17 protein-coding genes and 4 tRNA genes are annotated in these 19,943 nt (G+C 55.2%); 17 read left to right on the top strand and 4 right to left on the bottom strand.

Translation table 11 applies throughout. The features are described from left to right. Nucleotides 1-35 precede the first annotated feature (35 nt). The 17 genes from rho to EM595_RS16500 all read left to right on the top strand — a co-directional run bounded on the left by rho (nucleotide 36) and on the right by EM595_RS16500 (nucleotide 15,015). Nucleotides 36-1,295 carry a transcription termination factor Rho gene (rho, locus tag EM595_RS16580; protein ID WP_067434659.1) on the top strand — a complete coding sequence of 420 codons (1,260 nt, stop codon included), beginning with the start codon at nucleotides 36-38 and terminating at the stop codon, nucleotides 1,293-1,295. Between the two features lie 316 nt (nucleotides 1,296-1,611). Beyond that, nucleotides 1,612-2,694, top strand: coding sequence for a UDP-N-acetylglucosamine--undecaprenyl-phosphate N-acetylglucosaminephosphotransferase (gene wecA, locus EM595_RS16575; RefSeq protein ID WP_067434656.1), 1,083 nt, complete (start codon nucleotides 1,612-1,614; stop codon nucleotides 2,692-2,694). Between the two features lie 33 nt (nucleotides 2,695-2,727). Beyond that, nucleotides 2,728-3,777 carry an ECA polysaccharide chain length modulation protein gene (gene wzzE, locus EM595_RS16570; RefSeq protein WP_067434654.1) on the top strand — a complete coding sequence of 350 codons (1,050 nt, stop codon included), beginning with the start codon at nucleotides 2,728-2,730 and terminating at the stop codon, nucleotides 3,775-3,777. A gap of 10 nt (nucleotides 3,778-3,787) precedes the next feature. Then, nucleotides 3,788-4,918: a non-hydrolyzing UDP-N-acetylglucosamine 2-epimerase gene (gene wecB / locus EM595_RS16565; RefSeq protein WP_067434651.1), complete on the top strand. Its 1,131-nt coding sequence runs from the start codon at nucleotides 3,788-3,790 to the stop codon at nucleotides 4,916-4,918. Then, on the top strand, nucleotides 4,915-6,177 hold the full coding sequence (gene wecC / locus EM595_RS16560) for a UDP-N-acetyl-D-mannosamine dehydrogenase (protein ID WP_067434648.1): 1,263 nt from the start codon (nucleotides 4,915-4,917) through the stop codon (nucleotides 6,175-6,177). Before wecB ends, wecC begins: the two co-directional genes overlap by 4 nt. Further along, a complete protein-coding gene (gene rfbB, locus EM595_RS16555) occupies nucleotides 6,174-7,247 on the top strand; it encodes a dTDP-glucose 4,6-dehydratase (RefSeq protein WP_067434642.1) in 1,074 nt (357 codons plus the stop codon). The genes wecC and rfbB overlap by 4 nt, the downstream gene beginning before the upstream one ends. 20 nt (nucleotides 7,248-7,267) lie before the next feature. Next, nucleotides 7,268-8,149, top strand: coding sequence for a glucose-1-phosphate thymidylyltransferase RfbA (gene rfbA, locus EM595_RS16550; RefSeq protein WP_067434639.1), 882 nt, complete (start codon nucleotides 7,268-7,270; stop codon nucleotides 8,147-8,149). Next, nucleotides 8,127-8,816: a dTDP-4-amino-4,6-dideoxy-D-galactose acyltransferase gene (gene rffC, locus EM595_RS16545; RefSeq protein WP_067434637.1), complete on the top strand. Its 690-nt coding sequence runs from the start codon at nucleotides 8,127-8,129 to the stop codon at nucleotides 8,814-8,816. The genes rfbA and rffC overlap by 23 nt, the downstream gene beginning before the upstream one ends. Before the next feature lie 4 nt (nucleotides 8,817-8,820). Continuing rightward, nucleotides 8,821-9,951 (top strand): dTDP-4-amino-4,6-dideoxygalactose transaminase, encoded by a 1,131-nt coding sequence (rffA, locus tag EM595_RS16540; protein ID WP_067434634.1) that lies wholly within the window; start codon nucleotides 8,821-8,823, stop codon nucleotides 9,949-9,951. 1 nt (nucleotide 9,952) lies between these two features. Next, nucleotides 9,953-11,203, top strand: coding sequence for a lipid III flippase WzxE (gene wzxE, locus EM595_RS16535; protein WP_067434631.1), 1,251 nt, complete (start codon nucleotides 9,953-9,955; stop codon nucleotides 11,201-11,203). Further along, on the top strand, nucleotides 11,200-12,270 hold the full coding sequence (gene wecF, locus EM595_RS16530) for a TDP-N-acetylfucosamine:lipid II N-acetylfucosaminyltransferase (protein WP_067434628.1): 1,071 nt from the start codon (nucleotides 11,200-11,202) through the stop codon (nucleotides 12,268-12,270). Before wzxE ends, wecF begins: the two co-directional genes overlap by 4 nt. Beyond that, the gene (wzyE, locus tag EM595_RS16525; protein WP_067434625.1) at nucleotides 12,267-13,616 is read left to right on the top strand and encodes an ECA oligosaccharide polymerase; all 1,350 of its coding nucleotides are present in this window, start codon (nucleotides 12,267-12,269) and stop codon (nucleotides 13,614-13,616) included. The genes wecF and wzyE overlap by 4 nt, the downstream gene beginning before the upstream one ends. Nucleotides 13,617-13,640: 24 nt before the next feature. Further along, nucleotides 13,641-14,381 carry a lipopolysaccharide N-acetylmannosaminouronosyltransferase gene (gene wecG / locus EM595_RS16520; protein ID WP_067434618.1) on the top strand — a complete coding sequence of 247 codons (741 nt, stop codon included), beginning with the start codon at nucleotides 13,641-13,643 and terminating at the stop codon, nucleotides 14,379-14,381. A 168-nt stretch (nucleotides 14,382-14,549) separates the two neighbouring features. Next, nucleotides 14,550-14,626, top strand: a tRNA-Arg gene (locus EM595_RS16515). 106 nt (nucleotides 14,627-14,732) lie between these two features. After that, nucleotides 14,733-14,808 (top strand) — tRNA-His (locus EM595_RS16510). A gap of 17 nt (nucleotides 14,809-14,825) precedes the next feature. After that, nucleotides 14,826-14,912: transfer RNA gene (locus EM595_RS16505), tRNA-Leu, on the top strand. Between the two features lie 26 nt (nucleotides 14,913-14,938). Further along, a tRNA-Pro gene (locus tag EM595_RS16500) sits at nucleotides 14,939-15,015 on the top strand. A gap of 666 nt (nucleotides 15,016-15,681) precedes the next feature. Here EM595_RS16500 and hemY read toward each other — a convergent pair. From hemY to hemC, 4 genes are read right to left on the bottom strand one after another with little or no spacing between them, the layout of a single operon-like run. Continuing rightward, the gene (gene hemY / locus EM595_RS16495) at nucleotides 15,682-16,872 is read right to left on the bottom strand and encodes a protoheme IX biogenesis protein HemY (RefSeq protein ID WP_067434615.1); all 1,191 of its coding nucleotides are present in this window, start codon (nucleotides 16,870-16,872) and stop codon (nucleotides 15,682-15,684) included. A gap of 2 nt (nucleotides 16,873-16,874) precedes the next feature. After that, nucleotides 16,875-18,017, bottom strand: coding sequence for a uroporphyrinogen-III C-methyltransferase (gene hemX, locus EM595_RS16490; protein WP_067434612.1), 1,143 nt, complete (start codon nucleotides 18,015-18,017; stop codon nucleotides 16,875-16,877). A gap of 18 nt (nucleotides 18,018-18,035) precedes the next feature. Next, complete coding sequence (hemD, locus tag EM595_RS16485) at nucleotides 18,036-18,782, bottom strand: uroporphyrinogen-III synthase (protein WP_067434609.1); 747 nt, start codon at nucleotides 18,780-18,782, stop codon at nucleotides 18,036-18,038. Next, on the bottom strand, nucleotides 18,779-19,720 hold the full coding sequence (gene hemC, locus EM595_RS16480; protein ID WP_067434606.1) for a hydroxymethylbilane synthase: 942 nt from the start codon (nucleotides 19,718-19,720) through the stop codon (nucleotides 18,779-18,781). Before hemC ends, hemD begins: the two co-directional genes overlap by 4 nt. Nucleotides 19,721-19,943 lie beyond the last annotated feature (223 nt).

The following is a 19,943-nucleotide window of genomic DNA, read 5'->3' as shown; positions in this document are numbered from 1 at the left end:
TTCGAGATTTACCCCGAGTTTAAGAACCCACCATTATGAATCTTACCGAATTAAAAAATACGCCTGTATCTGAGTTAATTACTCTCGGCGAAAATATGGGGCTGGAAAACCTGGCGCGCATGCGTAAACAGGACATCATCTTCGCTATCCTTAAACAGCACGCGAAAAGCGGCGAGGATATTTTCGGCGATGGTGTGCTGGAGATATTGCAGGACGGTTTCGGTTTTCTCCGTTCTGGTGACAGCTCCTACCTCGCCGGTCCCGATGATATCTACGTTTCCCCCAGCCAAATCCGCCGCTTCAACCTCCGCACTGGTGACACCATTTCCGGTAAAATCCGTCCACCGAAAGAGGGTGAGCGTTATTTTGCCCTGTTGAAGGTGAACGAGGTTAACTACGATAAGCCGGAAAACGCGCGTAATAAGATTCTGTTTGAAAACTTAACGCCGCTGCACGCGAACTCACGTTTGCGCATGGAGCGTGGCAACGGTTCAACTGAAGATCTGACCGCTCGCGTGCTGGATTTAGCATCGCCAATCGGTCGCGGTCAGCGTGGCCTGATCGTGGCACCGCCGAAAGCCGGTAAAACCATGCTGCTGCAGAACATTGCGCAGAGCATCGCGTATAACCACCCGGATTGCGTGCTGATGGTGCTGCTGATCGACGAGCGCCCGGAAGAAGTAACCGAGATGCAGCGTCTGGTGAAAGGCGAAGTTATCGCGTCCACCTTTGATGAGCCAGCATCGCGCCACGTGCAGGTAGCCGAAATGGTTATCGAAAAGGCGAAACGCCTGGTTGAGCATAAAAAAGATGTCATCATCCTGCTCGATTCCATCACGCGTCTGGCGCGTGCCTACAACACCGTCGTACCGGCCTCCGGTAAAGTGTTGACGGGTGGTGTGGATGCTAACGCCCTGCATCGTCCAAAACGTTTCTTTGGTGCTGCACGTAACGTGGAAGAGGGCGGAAGCCTGACCATCATCGCGACTGCGCTGGTCGATACCGGTTCTAAAATGGATGAAGTTATCTACGAAGAATTTAAAGGCACCGGTAACATGGAACTTCACCTGGCGCGTAAAATCGCTGAAAAACGTGTGTTCCCGGCGATCGATTACAACCGTTCTGGTACGCGTAAAGAAGAGCTGCTCACTACGCAGGAAGAGCTGCAAAAAATGTGGATTCTGCGCAAAATCATCCATCCAATGGGTGAAATTGACGCGATGGAATTCCTCATTAATAAGCTGGCGATGACCAAAACCAATGATGAATTCTTCGATATGATGAAGCGTTCATAAAACGCGCGGACAACCGTACGTAAAGCGCCGAAAAAGAGAAGGTTATGACATCCTGATTTTTTTGTGCGCCAAAAGCGGATAAAAACGCAGGAACGCCACGTTAACACGTGGCGTTTTTCTTTTATGGGCTATACGATTATCAGGTTGATGGAGTCTTATACTTACTGCGGACAATGGCACGGAATGCTCTGGCTCACAGGCTGGAAAATTCGTGGCAAAAAGCAGAATTCGGAATCGGGATGCTTAATCGGGCATAATAATTGCTTATAGTATTCCAGTCTTTTAGCTGAGAGCTGTGAATGTGAATTTACTCGATATGAGTACTGAGCTTGCGTTAATTTTTGTCTTTTCCTTAGCTTTCCTGTTTTTTGCTCGTAAAGCGGCTAAAAAAATTGGTCTGGTGGATCAACCTAATTATCGTAAGCGTCATCAAGGCATGATCCCGTTGGTGGGCGGCATTTCGGTTTTTGCCGGAATCTGTTTTACCTTCGCGATAACCAATTACTATTTGCCTCACGCGTTGCTCTATCTCGCCTGTGCTGGCGTACTGGTTCTGGTCGGTGCGTTGGACGATCGTTTTGATATCAGCGTCAAAATCAGGGCGGTGGTGCAAGCTGCCATTGCCGTGGTGATGATGGTTGGCGCCAAATTATATCTGCTAAGCCTCGGGTTCATTGTAGGTCCAATGGAGCTGATCGTTGGCCCGTTCGGCTACGTCCTGACGCTGTTTGCCGTCTGGGCTGCCATTAACGCCTTTAATATGGTCGATGGTATTGATGGCCTGCTGGGTGGTCTCTCCTGCGTCACTTTCGGCGCAATGGGCATTATTCTCTACTTTGATGGCCAGCTGAGCCTGGCGATGTGGTGCTTTGCCATGATTGCCGCCACGCTACCTTACATTCTGCTCAACCTTGGCGTGTTTGGCCGTCGCTATAAAGTCTTCATGGGCGATGCGGGCAGCACGCTGATTGGTTTCACCATTATCTGGATCCTGCTGGAAACTACCCAGGGTTTAAGTCATCCCATTACCCCTGTCACCGCGCTGTGGTTGATCGCCATTCCTCTGATGGACATGGTCGCCATTATGTACCGCCGCCTGCGCAAAGGCATGAGTCCTTTTTCCGCCGACAGGCAGCACATTCATCATCTGATCATGCGTGCAGGCTTCACGTCGCGTCAGGCATTTATGCTGATTACGCTGGCCGCCGCGCTGCTGGCCGCCATCGGTGTGCTGGGAGAATACCTCGCGTTTATTCCGGAGTGGGTCATGCTGGCGCTCTTTCTGCTGGCGTTTTTCCTCTACGGTTACTGCCTGAAGCACGCATGGCGTGTGGCGCGTAAGGTCAAACGTATCAAACGACGTCTGCGCCACGGCGGCAAAAACAATGAAGCCAGATAGCACTTTTGACTCTGTGAAAAAGGAATGCGCTGTATGACCTCCTCCCACGTAGATAACGAACTGGATATTCGTGGCCTGTGCTGCAAACTCTGGCGTGGTAAGCACTGGATTATCGGCTGTGCTGTGCTGCTGATGCTGTTGGCGTATGTCTATTCATTGCTGGTGAAGCAGGCGTGGAGCACCACCGCCATTACCGATCGCCCAACGGTTAACATGTTGGGCAGCTACTATTCGCAGCAACAGTTCCTGCATTATCTCGATATGCGTAATGCGCCGGTGAGCGTCACCGCGCCCTTGCCGACGGCGATGGATGAGGCGTATCAGGAGTTTGTGATGCAGCTCGCGTCGTGGGATACACGTCGCGATTTCTGGCAGCAAACGGACTATTACAAGCAGCGAAAAAGCGGTAATGCGCATAACGATGCTGCTCTGCTTGATGAACTGATTAGCCATATTGAGCTGGCACCGGTCGATGCGGCCCGCAATCCGCATGACAGCGTCAGGTTAACGGCAGAAAGCGCGGCGGATGCCAATAATCTGCTGCGGCAGTATGTTGCTTTCGCCAGCGAGCGCGCCGCCCGCCATTTGAATGATGAACTGGATGGTGCCTGGCAGGTTCGTGCAGGACAACTGCAGGCACAAATTGCTCGCCAGGAAAGCGTGGCTAATACGGTTTATCAACGTCAGCTGCGCAGTGTGACGCAGGCGTTAAAAATTGCCAGCGAGCAGGGCATTAATGAAGCCAAAACCACTACGCCCTCTGAGCAGTTGCCCGATTCAGAACTCTTTATGTTAGGCCGACCTCTGTTGCAGGCGCGGCTGGAGAGCCTGCAGGTAAACGGCCCGGCTTATGATATCGACTATGATCAGAACAGGGCGATGTTGACCACGTTGCAGGCCGGGCCACATCCCGATAAACAGTTCCAGAGCTACCGTTATCTGCGCACGCCTGAAGAGCCGGTGAAACGCGACAGCCCGCGTCGCCTGTTCCTGATGATTATGTGGGGCGCAGTGGGTGCGCTTATCGGTGCGGGTATTGCTCTGTTGCGCCGTCCTCGCCATGCCATTCAGCCTTTAAATTAAGAGTATCCGTGTGAAAGTGTTGACAGTTTTTGGTACGCGTCCGGAAGCCATTAAGATGGCCCCGCTGGTGAAAGCACTGGCGCAGGATGACGCCTTCGAATCGCGCCTCTGCGTGACGGCCCAACATCGCGAGATGCTCGATCAGGTGCTGAATCTGTTTGCCCTCACGCCCGATTATGATCTCAATATCATGCGCCCCGAGCAGGGGCTGACGGAAATCACCAGCCGCATTCTGGAAGGCATGAAGGCGGTGCTTACCGATTTTCAGCCCGACGTGGTGCTAGTGCATGGTGATACCACCACAACGTTAGCGGCCAGCCTGGCGGCTTTCTATCATCGTATTCCAGTGGGGCATGTGGAGGCTGGATTGCGAACCGGCGATCTGTCATCGCCGTGGCCGGAAGAGGCCAATCGCACCTTAACCGGACATCTTGCACGTCTGCACTTTACCCCGACCGAACAGGCACGGCAGAATCTGCTGCGTGAGAACCTCGACGATCGACGCATCTTCGTTACCGGGAATACGGTGATTGATGCGTTGCTGTGGGTGCGCGATCGGGTCGTCGGCGACGCTGCACTTAATCAACAGCTGGCGGCACGGTATCCTTTCCTGCGCGCCGATAAAAAGCTGATTCTGGTTACCGGCCATCGTCGGGAAAGCTTTGGCGGTGGTTTTGAGCGCATCTGCAGCGCGCTGGCGCAGATTGCCCGTCAGCATCCTGAGGTGCAGATTGTTTATCCCGTGCACCTCAATCCCAACGTGCTGGAGCCGGTCAACCGCATTTTGAGCGGCATCGACAACATCATCCTGATCGAGCCGCAGGAGTACCTGCCGTTTGTCTGGTTGATGAATCATGCCTGGCTGATTCTCACCGATTCCGGTGGTATTCAGGAAGAGGCACCGTCGCTGGGTAAACCGGTGCTGGTGATGCGCGATACCACTGAAAGGCCGGAAGCGATCGCCGCCGGTACGGTGCGCCTGGTGGGTACCGATACGCAAAAGATCGTTGCTGGCATCACCCACTTACTCAACGACGATAACGCCTGGCAGGAGATGAGCCGCGCGCATAATCCTTATGGTGATGGTCAGGCCTGTGGCCGAATTTTACAGGCACTAAAAGAGAACAGAGTAACGTTATGAGTTTTAACATCCTTTCGGTTATTGGCCTCGGTTACATCGGCCTGCCCACCGCCGCGATTTTTGCCTCCCGGGGCAAGCAGGTTATCGGCGTCGATGTGAATCCGCAGGCGGTTGCTACCATCAATCGTGGTGAAATCCATATTGTGGAACCCGATTTGGATCACGTAGTGCAAACGGCGGTGCAGCAGGGCAACTTTTCTGCCCGCACCACGCCGGTCGCCGCGGATGCCTTTTTGATCGCTGTGCCAACGCCGTTTATGGGTGATCATCAGCCCGATTTGAGCTACGTCAAAGCCGCGGCATTGTCGATTGCCCCGGTGCTAAAAAAAGGTGATTTGGTGATTCTTGAATCGACCTCACCGGTCGGCACCACCGAGCAGATGGCCGATTGGCTGGCTGATGCCCGGCCCGATTTGCGTTTCCCTCAGCACGAGGCTGAACAGCCCGATATCTTTATCGCCTACTGTCCCGAGCGCGTCTTGCCTGGCCATATTATGGCCGAGCTGATTAAAAACGATCGGGTGATTGGTGGCATGACGCCCGCCTGTTCGGCACGTGCCAGCGAGCTTTATCGTATTTTCCTTGAGGGGGCCTGCGTGGAAACTAACGCGCGCACCGCCGAAATGTGCAAGCTCACTGAAAACAGCTTCCGCGACGTCAATATCGCTTTTGCCAACGAGCTTTCGCTGATTTGCGCCGAGCAGCAGATCAATGTGTGGGAGCTGATTCGCCTGGCGAATCGTCATCCGCGCGTCAATATTCTGCAGCCGGGACCTGGCGTAGGCGGACACTGTATTGCGGTCGATCCCTGGTTTATCGTCGCGCAGAATCCACAGCAGGCGCGTTTGATTCGTACGGCGCGCGAAGTGAACGATGCCAAGCCGCACTGGGTGTTGGATCAGGTTAAGCGGACGCTGGCAGATTGTCTGATAGCCAGCGGCAAGCGTGCCAGCGACATCACCATCGCCTGCTTCGGGCTGGCGTTTAAACCCAATATTGACGATCTGCGCGAAAGCCCGGCAATGGAAGTCGCCCAGCTCATTGCGCGCTGGCACAGTGGCACCAACTGGGTGGTTGAACCACACGTAAAATCACTGCCGCAGAAACTGACTGGGCTGGCAACGCTGGTTTCGCTGGAGCAGGCACTGGCCGAGGCGGATGTGCTGGTGATGCTGGTTGATCATCAGGTCTTTCGCGATATCGACAGCACCGCTATCGCTCAGCCATGGCGGGTGGATACGCGAGGCGTCTGGCAATGAGCCAATTTCTGATCACTGGCGGCGCTGGTTTTATCGGCTCTGCATTAGTCCGTTTTCTCCTGCAGGAAACCACCCATCAGGTGGTTGTGGTCGATAAGCTGAGTTATGCCGGTAATCTGGCATCACTCGCGGAGATAAAGCACCATCCAGACTTCGCGTTTGAGCAGGTTGATATTTGCGATCGCGCAGCGTTAGATCGCGTTATGGCCCAGTATCAGCCCGATCGCATTATGCATCTGGCAGCAGAAAGTCATGTTGATCGCTCTATCGACGCCCCCATTGCTTTTGTAGAAACCAATCTCGTCGGCACCTATCACCTGCTGGAAGCCGCACGCCATTACTGGCAAAAATTGGATAGCATTCGTCAGAAAGAATTTATTTTTCATCATATCTCGACGGATGAAGTATTCGGCGACTTGCCGGACAGCCAGGCCTTTTTTACCGAATCCACGCCTTACGCGCCAAGCAGCCCCTATTCTGCGACCAAAGCCGGCAGCGATCACCTGGTGCGCGCCTGGCACAGAACCTACGGTTTGCCGGTGGTCGTCACTAACTGTTCGAATAATTATGGGCCTTATCATTTTCCCGAAAAACTGATTCCGCTGATGATTATTAATGCTCTCGCCGGTAAGCCGCTGCCCATCTATGGCGATGGCGGACAGATTCGCGATTGGCTATATGTTGACGATCACGCCCGGGCACTTTATTGCGTAGTCAGTAAAGGTAAAGTGGGTGAAACCTACAATATTGGTGGGCATAACGAGCAACGCAACATCGATGTTGTGCTTGCTATTTGTGCGCTGCTGGAAGAACTGGCACCGCAAAAACCCGCAGGTATTGCCCATTATCGTGATCTCATCACGTCCGTTGCCGATCGCCCAGGCCACGATCAGCGTTACGCCATTGATGCCAGCAAAATTGAGCGCGAGCTGGGTTGGCGTCCACAGGAAAGTTTTGAAAGCGGTATGCGAAAAACGGTCAGCTGGTTTTTGACGCATCGCACCTGGTGGCAGGCTATCCTCGACGGTAGTTACCGACTTGAGCGACTGGGCCTGAACGATGGCCGCTAAATTCCCGCATCGGAGATAATATGAAAGGTATTGTGCTGGCTGGCGGCTCAGGAACGCGTTTGCATCCCATCACGCGTGGCATCTCAAAGCAGCTGCTGCCGATCTACGATAAACCGATGATCTACTATCCATTGTCGGTTCTGATGCTGGCAGGTATTCGCGATATCCTGATTATTTCCACGCCAGATGATGTACCCCATTTTCAGCGTCTGTTAGGCGATGGAAGTGAATTTGGGGTAAGGCTGCAGTATGCGGTTCAGCCACGTCCGGAGGGGTTGGCTCAGGCATTTCTCATTGGCGAATCCTTTATTGGCGGCGACAACTGTTGTCTGGTGCTGGGTGATAATATTTGGTTTGGTCAGGGTTTCAGTCCCAAGCTGCGTAAGGTGGCGGAAAGAACGCAGGGCGCAACCATTTTCGGCTATCAGGTCATGGATCCAGAGCGATTCGGCGTCGTGGAATTTGATGATAACTTCCGGGCGCTGTCGCTGGAGGAAAAACCGGCACAGCCGAAATCTCGCTGGGCGGTTACCGGCCTTTATTTTTATGATAATCAGGTGGTTGAGTTTGCGCGTCAGGTTAAGCCGTCGACACGCGGTGAACTGGAAATTACCTCAATCAATCAAATGTATATGGAACGCGATGCCCTGACGGTTGAGCTGCTCGGGCGCGGTTTTGCCTGGCTGGACACCGGCACGCATGACAGTTTGATCGAAGCCAGCACCTTTGTGCAAACCGTTGAAAAACGGCAGGGTTTTAAAATTGCCTGTCTCGAGGAGATCGGCTGGCGAAACGGCTGGTTGAGCGACGATGACGTACGACATTCAGCCGAAGCGTTGACCAAAACGGGCTACGGCCAATACTTACTGGATATCCTGCATGCCCGTCCTCGCCAGTATTAAGCCGTTGCAGTGGGAGAGTGACTTCTTTTCGCTCTCAACCGGCCTGCTTGATTTCAGCACGCCCACCCCGCTGGATGCTTCGGCATCGAGCCCATTTTCGCTGTTACAGGCTAAGGTCAGCGCTGAAGATATCGATCGGCTGGATGCGCTGCAGCTGGCGGGTTTTCGCGTGGTTGAAGGCGAAGCCGATTTTGTTCTGAGCGTGGAACGGACCACCCGCCAGCCTGGCATGCGCATCGCGCGTGAAAGCCAGATTCCGCTGCTGCGCGATGCCGCCGCCGCCGCTTTTACCTTCAGCCGCTTCCGTGAACCCTGGTTCCCTGCCGACGCCAGCGCCCGCTTTTATGCCCGATGGCTGGAAAATGCGGTGCGCGGCACGTTTGATCATCAGTGTCTGCTGGCGGTGGATGAGCAAGGCGAACTCCAAGGCTTTGTCACTCTGCGCGAGCTGTCCGATGACGCGCGCGTGGGCCTGTTGGCCGTGCTGCCAACGGCGCAGCGCAGCGGCGTCGGGCGACGTCTGATGGCGGCCGCAGCCGACTGGACGCGTGTGCGCGGCCTGAAACGTCTGCGCGTGGCCACACAATTAAGCAATCTTGCCGCGATGCGGCTCTATTTTCGTAGCGGTGCGCAGCTGGAAAGCACCGCATATTGGCTATACAGGTAATGTCATGATTCCATTTAATGCTCCGCCGGTGGTTGGCACCGAAATCGACTATATGCGCTCAGCTATGAGCAGCGGCAAGCTGTGCGGCGATGGCGGTTTTACCCGCCGCTGTCAGCAATGGATGGAGCAGCGTTTTGGCTGCAGTCGTGCGTTATTAACGCCGTCCTGCACCGCATCGCTGGAAATGGCCGCCTTGCTGATCGATATACAGCCTGGCGATGAAGTGATCATGCCGAGCTACACCTTTGTTTCCACCGCCAACGCCTTTGTGCTGCGCGGCGCCACTATCGTCTTTGTCGATGTTCGCCCGGACACAATGAACATGGATGAGCGCCTGATCGAGGCAGCGATCACACCGCAGACGCGCGCCATTGTGCCGGTGCATTACGCGGGCGTGGTATGCGAGATGGATGCCATCATGGCGCTGGCGGAGAAATATCAGCTTTACGTGATTGAAGATGCAGCGCAGGCGGTGATGTCGACCTACAAAGGCCGCGCGGCGGGATCGATCGGCCACATTGGCTGCTTTAGTTTTCACGAAACGAAAAACTACACCGCGGGCGGCGAAGGCGGTGCCACCCTGATTAACGATAAGGCACTGGTGGATCGGGCAGAAATCATTCGTGAAAAAGGCACCAATCGCAGCCAGTTCTTCCGCGGCCAGGTGGATAAATACACCTGGCGCGATATCGGCTCAAGTTATCTGATGGCCGATTTGCAGGCGGCCTATTTATGGGCGCAGCTGGAGCAGGCAAACCAGATTAATGCACAACGACTGAAGCTGTGGCAGCGCTATTACGATGCGCTGCAACCGATAGCGGCGAGTGGCCGTATCGAACTGCCGGCTCTGCCCGCATCAGCAGAGCATAATGCCCATATGTTCTACATCAAACTTCACGACAGTGATGCGCGCAGCGAACTGATCGGTTGGCTCAAAGAAGCCGACATTCTTGCCGTGTTTCATTACATTCCGCTACACAGTTCGCCCGCGGGCCTGCGCTTTGGCCGGTTTAGCGGCGAAGATCGCTTTACCACCCGCGAAAGCGAGCGGCTGTTGCGCCTGCCGCTGTTTTATAACCTCTCTGATAACAATCAGGGCACGGTAATCAACTCGCTGCTGAGCTATTTTTCCTGATATGTCGCTGGCAAAAGCCTCGGTGTGGACCGCCACGTCCACGCTGGTTAAAATTGCGGCAGGTTTGCTGATCGTAAAATTATTGGCGGTAAGTTATGGCCCAGCTGGCGTAGGGCAGGCGGGCAACTTTCGTCAATTGATTACCGTACTGGGCGTGCTGGCCGGTGCCGGGATTTTCAACGGCGTTACCAAATATGTGGCGGAAAACCGCCTCCAGCCAGCGGATCTGCGCGCAGTAACCGGCACCGCATCGGCGATAGTTCTGGGTTTTTCCCTGCTGCTGGCGGTGGTGTTTCTGCTCGCTGCCGCGCCAATAAGCCAGGCGCTGTTTGGTCACGATCGCTATCAAAACGTAGTGCGCATCGTGGCGTTTTTACAGATTGGCATCGCCTGGGCCAACTTGATTCTTTCTGTCATCAAGGGATTTCGCGATGCCAAAGGCAACGCGCTGGCGTTGATCGGTGGCAGCGTGGCGGGCGTCATTGCTTACGCTGCCTGCTGGCGGTTGGGCGGCTACAGTGGCGCACTGGTCGGGCTGGCGCTGGTGCCGGCGCTGGTGGCTCTGCCAGCGCTGTGGCTGCTGGCTAGTCGCGAGCACCTGCCTTTGCATTATCTGCTGCCACAGTGGCACAGTGCGCGTGCGCGTCAGCTGGCGACTTACACGCTGATGGCGATGATCACAGCGGTAACTATTCCGGTGGCGTGGGTCATGATGCGTAATCTGCTGGCTGCCCACAGCGGCTGGGAACAGGTGGGATTATGGCAGGCGGTAAGCAGCATTTCCGACGCCTACCTGCAGTTTATTACTGCCACCTTCAGCGTCTGGTTGTTGCCGACACTGGCGCGCCTGGAACATAAACAGCAGATTCGTCGCGAGATTAGCCGCGCGCTGCGCTTTGTGCTGCCCGCCGTTGCCGCCGCCAGCTTCTGCGTCTGGCTACTGCGCGATGTTGCGATTTCGCTGCTGTTCTCCAGCCAGTTTGCAGCGATGCGTGATCTGTTTGTTTGGCAGCTGATCGGCGACGTCTGTAAAGTCGGCGCCTACGTTTTCGGATATCTGGTGATCGCCAAAGCGTCACTGCGCTTCTATATTCTTACCGAAGTCAGCCAGTTCCTGTTGCTGCTTATATTCTCGCACTGGCTGATTCCGCTTTATGGCGCAACCGGCGCTGCGCAGGCTTACATGGCCACCTACATGCTCTATTTCGCGCTCTGCTGTGGCGCCTTCATTATTTACTGCCGGAAAGTATGACAACCTTGATTCATCTGCTGGGATCGCCTGTTCCCCACCATAATCTGACCATTTTGCGCTATTTCAACGATGTGTTGAGCAAGGTTCAGCCTGTCGCCGCGCCGCGTCATTTTATGGTAGTCAGCGACGATACGGCCGCCATGGCCACGTTCAGCGCGCTGCGCGTTGAGTGTTTTGCCAGCAAGAAACAGCTGGCGCAGGCGGTGATTGCTCGCGGTGCCGATCGCCAGCAGCGCTTTTTCTGTCACGGCCAGTTTAACGCGCTACTTTGGCTGGCGCTGCTGCGCGGCGCGCTTAAGCCGCATCAGCTTTACTGGCACGTCTGGGGTGCAGATCTGTATGAAGATTCCCGCAGCCTGAAGTTTCGCCTTTTCTATCTGCTGCGGCGTCGCGCGCAGGGCCGTATCGCCCACCTGTTTGCCACCCGCGGCGATATTGAACATTATCAGCAGCGTCATCGCGATGTGCCGACCTCGTTGCTCTATTTTCCCACGCGGATGACCGCAACGGTTCCGCCAGCACAACCGGCAGAACCTTTTACCGTGCTGTTGGGCAATTCTGGCGACCCCAGCAACCGTCACCGCGAAGCCCTGGTCGCGTTGCGTCAGCAGTTTGACGATCGGGTGAAAATCATGGTGCCGCTCGGTTATCCGGCCAACAACGAGCGTTATATCGACGACGTGCGCCAGGTGGCAAATCGTCTGTTCCCGGCAGGCAACGTGGAACTGCTTACCGAAAAGCTCGAATTTTCCGCCTATTTGCAGCTGATTGCCCGCTGTCAGCTAGGCTGGTTCAGTTTTAAACGGCAGCAGGGCATTGGGACGCTTTGCCTGCTGATTCAGGCAAATATTCCCTTTGTGCTGGCGCGTGAAAACCCGTTCTGGCGCGATCTGCAGGAGCAGCGCGTGCCGGTGCTGTTCAGTGACGAACCTCTGGACAGAGACGCTATCGCGAATGCCCGCCAGCAGCTGGTGCAGCTGGACAAATGCAGCGTCGATTTTCTCGATCCCGCGTATCTGCACAGCTGGCAGCAGGCATTAGCGCTGGCAGAAGGAGAGGGCCAATGAATCTTGCGCAATTTGGTGGGCTGTTTGTGGTCTGGTTGCTGTCGGTGATGCTGGTGTCCGGCCTGACATGGCGGGAGTTTCGCCGTGAGCGCTTCAACTTCAACATCTTCTTTTCGCTGCTGTTCGTTCTGACCTTCTATTTTGGTTTCCCGCTGACCAGCCTGCTGGTGTTCCGCTTTGATGTGACTGTGGTGCCTCCGAGCTATCTGCTGCAGGCGCTGCTCGCCGCCAGCTGCTTTTACGCCATTTATTATGTCAGCTACAAAACCCGCCTGCGGGCGGTCAGCGCCGCGCCGCCGCGCGAGTTTCTCCAGATGAACCGCGTGGAAACGCATCTTTTCGGCTGGCTGCTGGCGCTGACAGCGCTAATCACCGTCTCCATCTTCTTTATGCATAACGGCTTTTTGCTGTTCAAATTAAAGGCGTACAACCAGATTTTCTCGGCGGATGTCTCCGGCGTGGCGCTCAAACGCTTCTTCTATTTTTTCATCCCGGCGATGCTGCTGGTCTATTTTTTACGGCCTGGCGTACGTAACTGGTTCCTGTTTCTGGCGGCCACGGTGGGGTTTGGTCTGTTGACCTACGCTATTGTCGGCGGCACACGCGCTAATATCATCATCGCCTTTGCGCTGTTTCTGTTTATTGGCATTATTCGTGGCTGGATATCGTTATGGATGCTGGCCGCAGCGGGCGTGCTGGCGATTGTTGGCATGTTTGGTCTGGCGCTGCGACGTTATAATCTCGACGTCAGCGGTGACGAAGCCTTCTACACTTTCCTCTATTTAACGCGCGACACTTTCTCTCCGTGGGAAAACCTCGCGTTGCTGCTGCAAAATTACGACAAGATTGAATTTCAGGGGCTGGCGCCGATAGTGCGTGATTTCTATGTGTTTATTCCGCACTGGCTGTGGCCGGACAAGCCCGCCATAGTGCTTAATAGCGCCAATTATTTTACCTGGGAAGTGCTGAATAACCATTCCGGGCTAGCCATTTCGCCGACGTTAATTGGATCGCTGCTGGTGATGGGTGGCGCAGCCTTTATTCCGCTCGGTGCCATTGCAGTAGGACTGATTATGAAATGGTTCGACTGGCTCTACCGGCTGGGGCGCGATGCCAGCAGTCGCTATCGCGCCGCCGTACTACAGGCATTCTGCTTTGGCGCGGTATTTAACATGATTGTGCTGGCACGTGAAGGCCTCGATGCGTTTGTCTCCAGAGTGGTCTTCTTCTGCCTGATTTTCGGCCTCTGCTTGCTGGTGGCAAAGCTGCTATTTCTGTTTTTTGATCGGGCAGGACTTATCCGTTCCCGATCGCCGCGCGGACCTGTCCAGACCGCATCACAATGATAATAATCCGGAGTTAAAAAGGAGATGGCAGTGAGCGAGCAGGCACCGCGTTATGAAATCCGCGGTATTTCGCTGTATGGCTTTGGTCATAAGGCAGAGTTTCTCGATTTTTTGTTTGCCGATGGCGCTGTTCGGCAGGGCACGCTGATCGCGATCAATGCGGAAAAAGTGTTAACAGCTGAGCAGGACAGCGAACTGCGCTCGCTGCTGGATGCCGCAGAGTATAAATACCCCGATGGCATCAGTATTGTGCGCTCTGTTCGCAAAAAATATCCGCAGGCACGCCTGAACCGTATCGCTGGCGCTGACCTGTGGGAAGCGATGATGGAGCGTGCCGGACGGGAAGGCACGCCGGTGTTTCTGATCGGTGGCAAACAATCGGTGCTGGGACAAACGGAAGAGAAGCTGCGCCGTCAGTGGAACGTCAATATTGTCGGCGTGCAGGATGGCTATTTTGCGCCTGCCGATCGCGAGGCGCTGTTTGCCCGTGTGGCTGCCAGCGGCGCGAAAATTGTTACCGTGGCGCTTGGCTCGCCGAAGCAGGAGAAGCTGATGCGCGACTGCAAGGCACACTATCCTCAGGCGCTTTATATGGGCGTGGGCGGCACCTATGATGTGTTTACCGGGCATGTAAAGCGGGCACCGGCGATCTGGCAGCGCATGGGGCTGGAATGGCTTTATCGGCTGATTGTTCAGCCTTCCCGCTGGCGGCGTCAGCTCAGGCTGATGAAATATCTCGGGTATCACTTCCGCGGTGAGTTATAAAAAATAGCTAAAAAGGCGGCGCACCGGCGGTTTTCAACGGCTTATGGTGTGAAAATGCCGCTTTAATCGACGAAACGCACAAAGCGTAAGCAAACGCACTTTTTTATTAAATAAGCACTAGACAGCATGGCACCAAATACGTAGTATGCACATCCGCAACGGCGCTAAGCGCCCGTAGCTCAGCTGGATAGAGCGCTGCCCTCCGGAGGCAGAGGTCTCAGGTTCGAATCCTGTCGGGCGCACCATTAGGTTACGTGCGAGAGCTGCGGTGGTGAAGTTAACTTGCCGCGTTAAGAATTGGCTCGAAAGAGTCGGAGAGCATCGTAAGATGTCATCCAACGTTGTACAGTGGTGGCTATAGCTCAGTTGGTAGAGCCCTGGATTGTGATTCCAGTTGTCGTGGGTTCGAGTCCCATTAGCCACCCCAGATTTTGCTGGACATATGCGAAGGTGGCGGAATTGGTAGACGCGCTAGCTTCAGGTGTTAGTGTCTTAACGGACGTGAGGGTTCAAGTCCCTCTCTTCGCACCAGGCAGAATCAAGAAAAAGCAGTATATCGGCGAGTAGCGCAGCTTGGTAGCGCAACTGGTTTGGGACCAGTGGGTCGGAGGTTCGAATCCTCTCTCGCCGACCACATTTAAGAAGCCCGCTTGAAAAAGCGGGCTTTTTTACGTCTGTTGCCTGGGTAAATCCACGCTGCCGAATCAGAGCGCAGCCGTAAACAAATCTGCTTTAACGGCTTGACGACACTCGGCCCGCTCACTTTCCTTTCTCCTGCTAAATGCATCATGTTTGCCGTCAGAGAGGCGCTTTTGATCACTGTCGCCTTTTTCCACCGGGCTGTCGCTATGCGGTGACATTTATCCTGCTGAAAAGTAAGCAGATTCTTATCTTTAAGTCAGGTTGTCGCGATATTGCGACAGGTTGCATACGCGTTGGCGCTGAGCGCAGAGCAGTAATCTGCTTTTGCTCATTAAATAAGTCTTTAATTTACAGTGGGATGGCGATGATTTGTGAAAAACATCGTGCTTTGGCACGGGCTATGCAAAGGTAAATGCGTAGATGCTCATTCCATTTGTTATGTACGTTTAACGACATAATCCCGGGAATGACGCAAAGCCATTCTGGTATCTGTTGTCCACAAGCCCGCGATGGGCTTACCGGACATTACGTTGAGTCTGATACCGTCCAGTTGTTTTATCGATCTGAACTTTACACCTGCTTATGCAGGTGTTTTTTTTTGCGGTCATAAAAAAGCCGGGCGCTAGCCCGGCTTTGTATATTGTGACGCCAGCTGGCGCTATTTGTTGTTTTTAAGCGTCAGCAGCAAGCCATCACGGCGCATTTTTGCCGCTTCTTCAGGATGGTGCAAACGATCCAGCGCGTCAGCCAGCCAGGCATAATCATAGGCATCCGGGCGCTGCTTCAGCGCTTCACGAAATGCCTCGCTGGCCTGCTGCCATTCACCATGCTGCATTAACAGCTGACCGAGCGTGCTGTGCAGCAGCGGCGTCGCGCCGTGCTGCTTAATCTGCTGGCGCAGTGCTTTCTCCAGCTGCTCCGGATTGCCGCTCTTCAGGCGTGGCATCAACAGCACCAGCCGCTCATCATACTGGCGTTTCAGGCCGTCGAGCACGATTTGCTGAGCGGTATCGGGATCGTTACACTCGATCAGATGGTCAGCCATCGCCACCTGCAGAGCCGGTTCCTGACGCGTTTTACGGCTCAGGTTCTGCCACCAGCGCTTGAGCCCGTCGCTGCCTTGCTCAGCCATAGCCTGATTCATCAGGCCCAGCCAGCCTTGTAGCTGCAATGCGGCGCGATGATTTTCATCACTGACCTGCGATTTCTCCATGGCGGGCAGAATATCCAGCAGTGCGGCCCATGCGCCGGTGCGCACATAAGCCTGCTCCGCCAGACGCAGCACTTCAGGATGACGCGGCGCCACTTCCAACAGACGATCGATGGTATGACGTGCCGCATGATCCTCATTGCGAGCCAGCTGAATGCGCGCGCGGGTAATTTCCAGTGGAATGGGGTCGTTTTCAGTTAGCTCGGCGGCACGTTCAAGATGCTGATTGGCACGTGCTTCATCGCCGCGCTGCTGTGCCGCTTCTGCCGCTAGCAGGTAGTTCACTACCGGCTGCTCGGCGTGATCGGCATTGCGCGAAAGCAGTTTCTCAACCTGTTTATGGTCGCCTTCCGCCAGCTTCATCAGCGCAGACTGCGTCTGACGATGCGCGCGACGGCGCTTACGGCCCACAAACCAGCCACGGGTTTTAGCGCCGGTACGGAACAGACGACGCAGCAGCCATTCAAGTGCCAGAATAACCAGCAGCGCAACGATCAGGATAATGGCAAGACCGGTGACGCTGGTTTCAACATTCCAGTTGTCGGTTTGAATCAACACATAGCCCTGATGGCCGGCGATCATCGGACCGACCACAATGCCCGCGATCAGCAGCAGGAACAGCACTAATACTTTAAGCATGCTTATTCTCCCTGCTGCGGCTGAGCGTTCGCTGGCATGGAAGGCTGCGCCAACAGGTTGCGCACGCGCGTCTGCATCAGTTTATCCAGCATCGGCTGGCTTTCCAGCGATTCCGGCACGTCCATTGATACGCTCTGCTGGCTTAGCTCATCAAGCTGCGCGAGAAACGCTTTGGTCGCCGCATCGTTGGTGTCGAACCAGGCGCGCACCCAGGTGGAGACCGTATCGATAGACTGTTTGAAAATCTCATCCTGATGGCGCGGCACGGCTTGAGCGGCAATCAGCAGACGGGAACGAATGTTCTCACGCAGATAAACGTCCTGATTGGGCGCCAGCAGCGGCTGTGCGGTGTTATCGCGGCGACGGATGGTGATGAAATCATCCATAAAGTTGTGCCAGCTTTTAACCAGGTTTTGCCGCCATTCGCGCAGCGAGGTGGAGAGTTCATTGCTGTCGCTGTCCATCGGTGCATCGTCGCTGTCGTTATCGGCAAGGCGCAAATTGTCCACGCCGTTAGAGAGCTGATTCAGTTTGAGAATCACCCCGTCATAATCGACCTGGCTAACCTCAGAAAGGCTGCTGATATCTTCAGTGAGTGCGCGACGAACGTCGATCAGGCTGGGATCATTCATATCAGCCAGGCTGGCGTCGGCGCTTTTCAGCAGCGCAGCAGCGGTGGTGACATCCTGATCGCTCCACAGTTTACGACCGGCGAGCTTCACCAGATAATCCGCCTGCGCCAGCAACCAGGTGCGCGCATCGTTACCAGAGATAGCAGCCACTTTTCCACGCAGCTCGTCCAGCTGTTTTGCAGTCGCGGCCTGTTGTTGCTGAGCATTATCCAGCGCGGCAGTAGTGGCGGTGAGCTGTTGGCTCAGCTGCTGTTTATCCTGCTTCGCCTGCTGTTGCAGCGCGATTAGCTGATCGTTCAGGCTCTGCGTCGCCGCTGCCTGCTGTTCAGACTGATGTTTAGCATTGAGGTAGAGTCCCGCGCCAATCGCCAGCGCAATGACAATTGCCACTGCACCCAGCGCCATGGCACCGTTTCTTCCTTTCTGCGGTGGCGTTGGCGAGCTGTTATTCGCTGTTTCAACCGCTGGGGTGGTCTCTTCAACCATGGCGGAGGAGTTTTTTTGTTCCGTCATTGTGGCACATCCCATCTATTAAGTTTGTTGTAACGCCCGCATCAGCGCGTCGTTATCGGCTCCATCGGCGACGGTGATTTCCCGCCAGCCGCATTCCCTGGCTAAAGTAGCCAAACGTTCACTGACGACGATGAGCCGACAGTGCAACAGCCATTCCTCGCGATCGATGGCGGGGAACAGGCTGTAAAGTTGTTGCAGCATTTCACCGCTGGTAACCACGATCGTATTGATGCCGCGATCGCGCCAGCGTCGGCCCTCAAGGGCACCTTCGTAATATTTAGCGCAGCGCTGATAACATTCGCTGAGCGTGACCGTCGCACCGCGCTGCGCCAGCGTATCCGCCAGCAGTTCGCGGCCACCGTTGCCGCGTAAAATCAGCGCGCGTTTGCCGGTGAGCCGATGCAGATCGCGGAACTGCAGCAGCGTTTCGCTGGTTTCCCGCTCGCGCGGATAGGCTGCGGCGTGGCCGCTGGCGGCGTGCAGTGCCAGCGCGCTGCTCCGGCCTATAGCATAGTAGTTTACTGTAGCGGGCCATGTGAAACCGGCCTGACGCAAATGCGCTGCCGCATAGTGAATGGCATGCTGCGACACGATAAACACCAGATCGCCGGGATGCAGTGCAGCAAGCTGCTGTGGCAGCAGCGCAAGATCCTGCCCGGGCGTGAATTCGATCAGCGGCAGGCTCCAGGCGACGCGTCCGGCACGTTGAAGCCGCTCAACCAGCGCTTCGGCGGCGGGGGAAGGGCGCGTCACCAGAATAGTCATCTCGGCGGCTGCCCCTGATAGACCTCGTGCAGGATTTCCCGCGCGCCGTTGCTTAATAGCTCTTCTGCCAGTGAAATGCCCATGCTCTCGGCATCTTCGCGTGGTCCACGACGTTCGCCGCGCACCGTGACTTTGCCATCAGGCGAACCGACCAGTCCGCGCAGCCAGAGCTGATCGCCTTCCAGCACGGCATAGCTGCCAATCGGCACCTGACAGCCGCCTTCGAGACGGGTATTCATTGCGCGCTCTGCTTTTATACGTGTCGCGGTATCGTCATGATTCAGCGCCGCCAGCAGCATAATGGTTTCGCTGTCATCGAGACGGCATTCAATTCCCACCGCGCCTTGCCCAACCGCAGGCAGGGATTCTTCTGCTGGCATCGCGTGGCGAATGCGGCTTTCCAGCCCGAGGCGTTTTAAACCGGCGCAGGCAAGAATAATTGCATCATATTCGCCAGCATCGAGTTTGGAGAGCCGCGTGCCGACGTTGCCACGCAGTGAGCGAATCACCAAATCGGGACGACGGGCGCTGAGCTGGCACTGACGGCGTAAGCTGGAGGTGCCAACCACGGCACCGGCTGGTAACGCGTCGACGGTGTCATAATTGAGAGAAACAAAAGCATCAAGCGGATCTTCACGCTCGCAAATCGTCACTAAACCAAGGCCAGGCGGAAAGCCCACCGGCACATCTTTCATGGAATGCACCGCGATATCGGCGCGGTTCTCCAGCATCGCCAGTTCCAGTTCTTTTACGAACAAGCCTTTGCCGCCCACTTTTGCCAGTGGCGTATCAAGAATAATGTCACCGCGCGTCACCATCGGCACAAGCTCCACGCGCAGGCCGGGATGGCACGCCATGAGCCGTTGTTGCACATACTGTGCTTGCCATAAAGCCAGAGGACTTTGTCTGGTAGCAATTCTTAAAATTTTGTCTAACATGCTGGTTACCGTTTTGATCGTTCACCGATTATCCTATCATTGATACAGCATTGCTGACAGTTTCCACGCGGTCAAAAAGCCTCGCGAAACGGCTGAAAGCGATGTGAAAAAAGGGCGGACCGCAAAAGAGAGTCAACTGTTGTGTAGTGCAACTTTCTTTACGGTCAATCTGACTGGTGTTAGATTGATCACGTTTCCAGCAATAATTTGCTCAACAATGTTT

Source organism: Duffyella gerundensis, assembly GCF_001517405.1.
Lineage (GTDB): Bacteria > Pseudomonadota > Gammaproteobacteria > Enterobacterales > Enterobacteriaceae > Duffyella > Duffyella gerundensis.
Note: the sequence above shows the minus strand (reverse complement) of the source record. Positions and strands in the feature narration are given on the sequence as shown.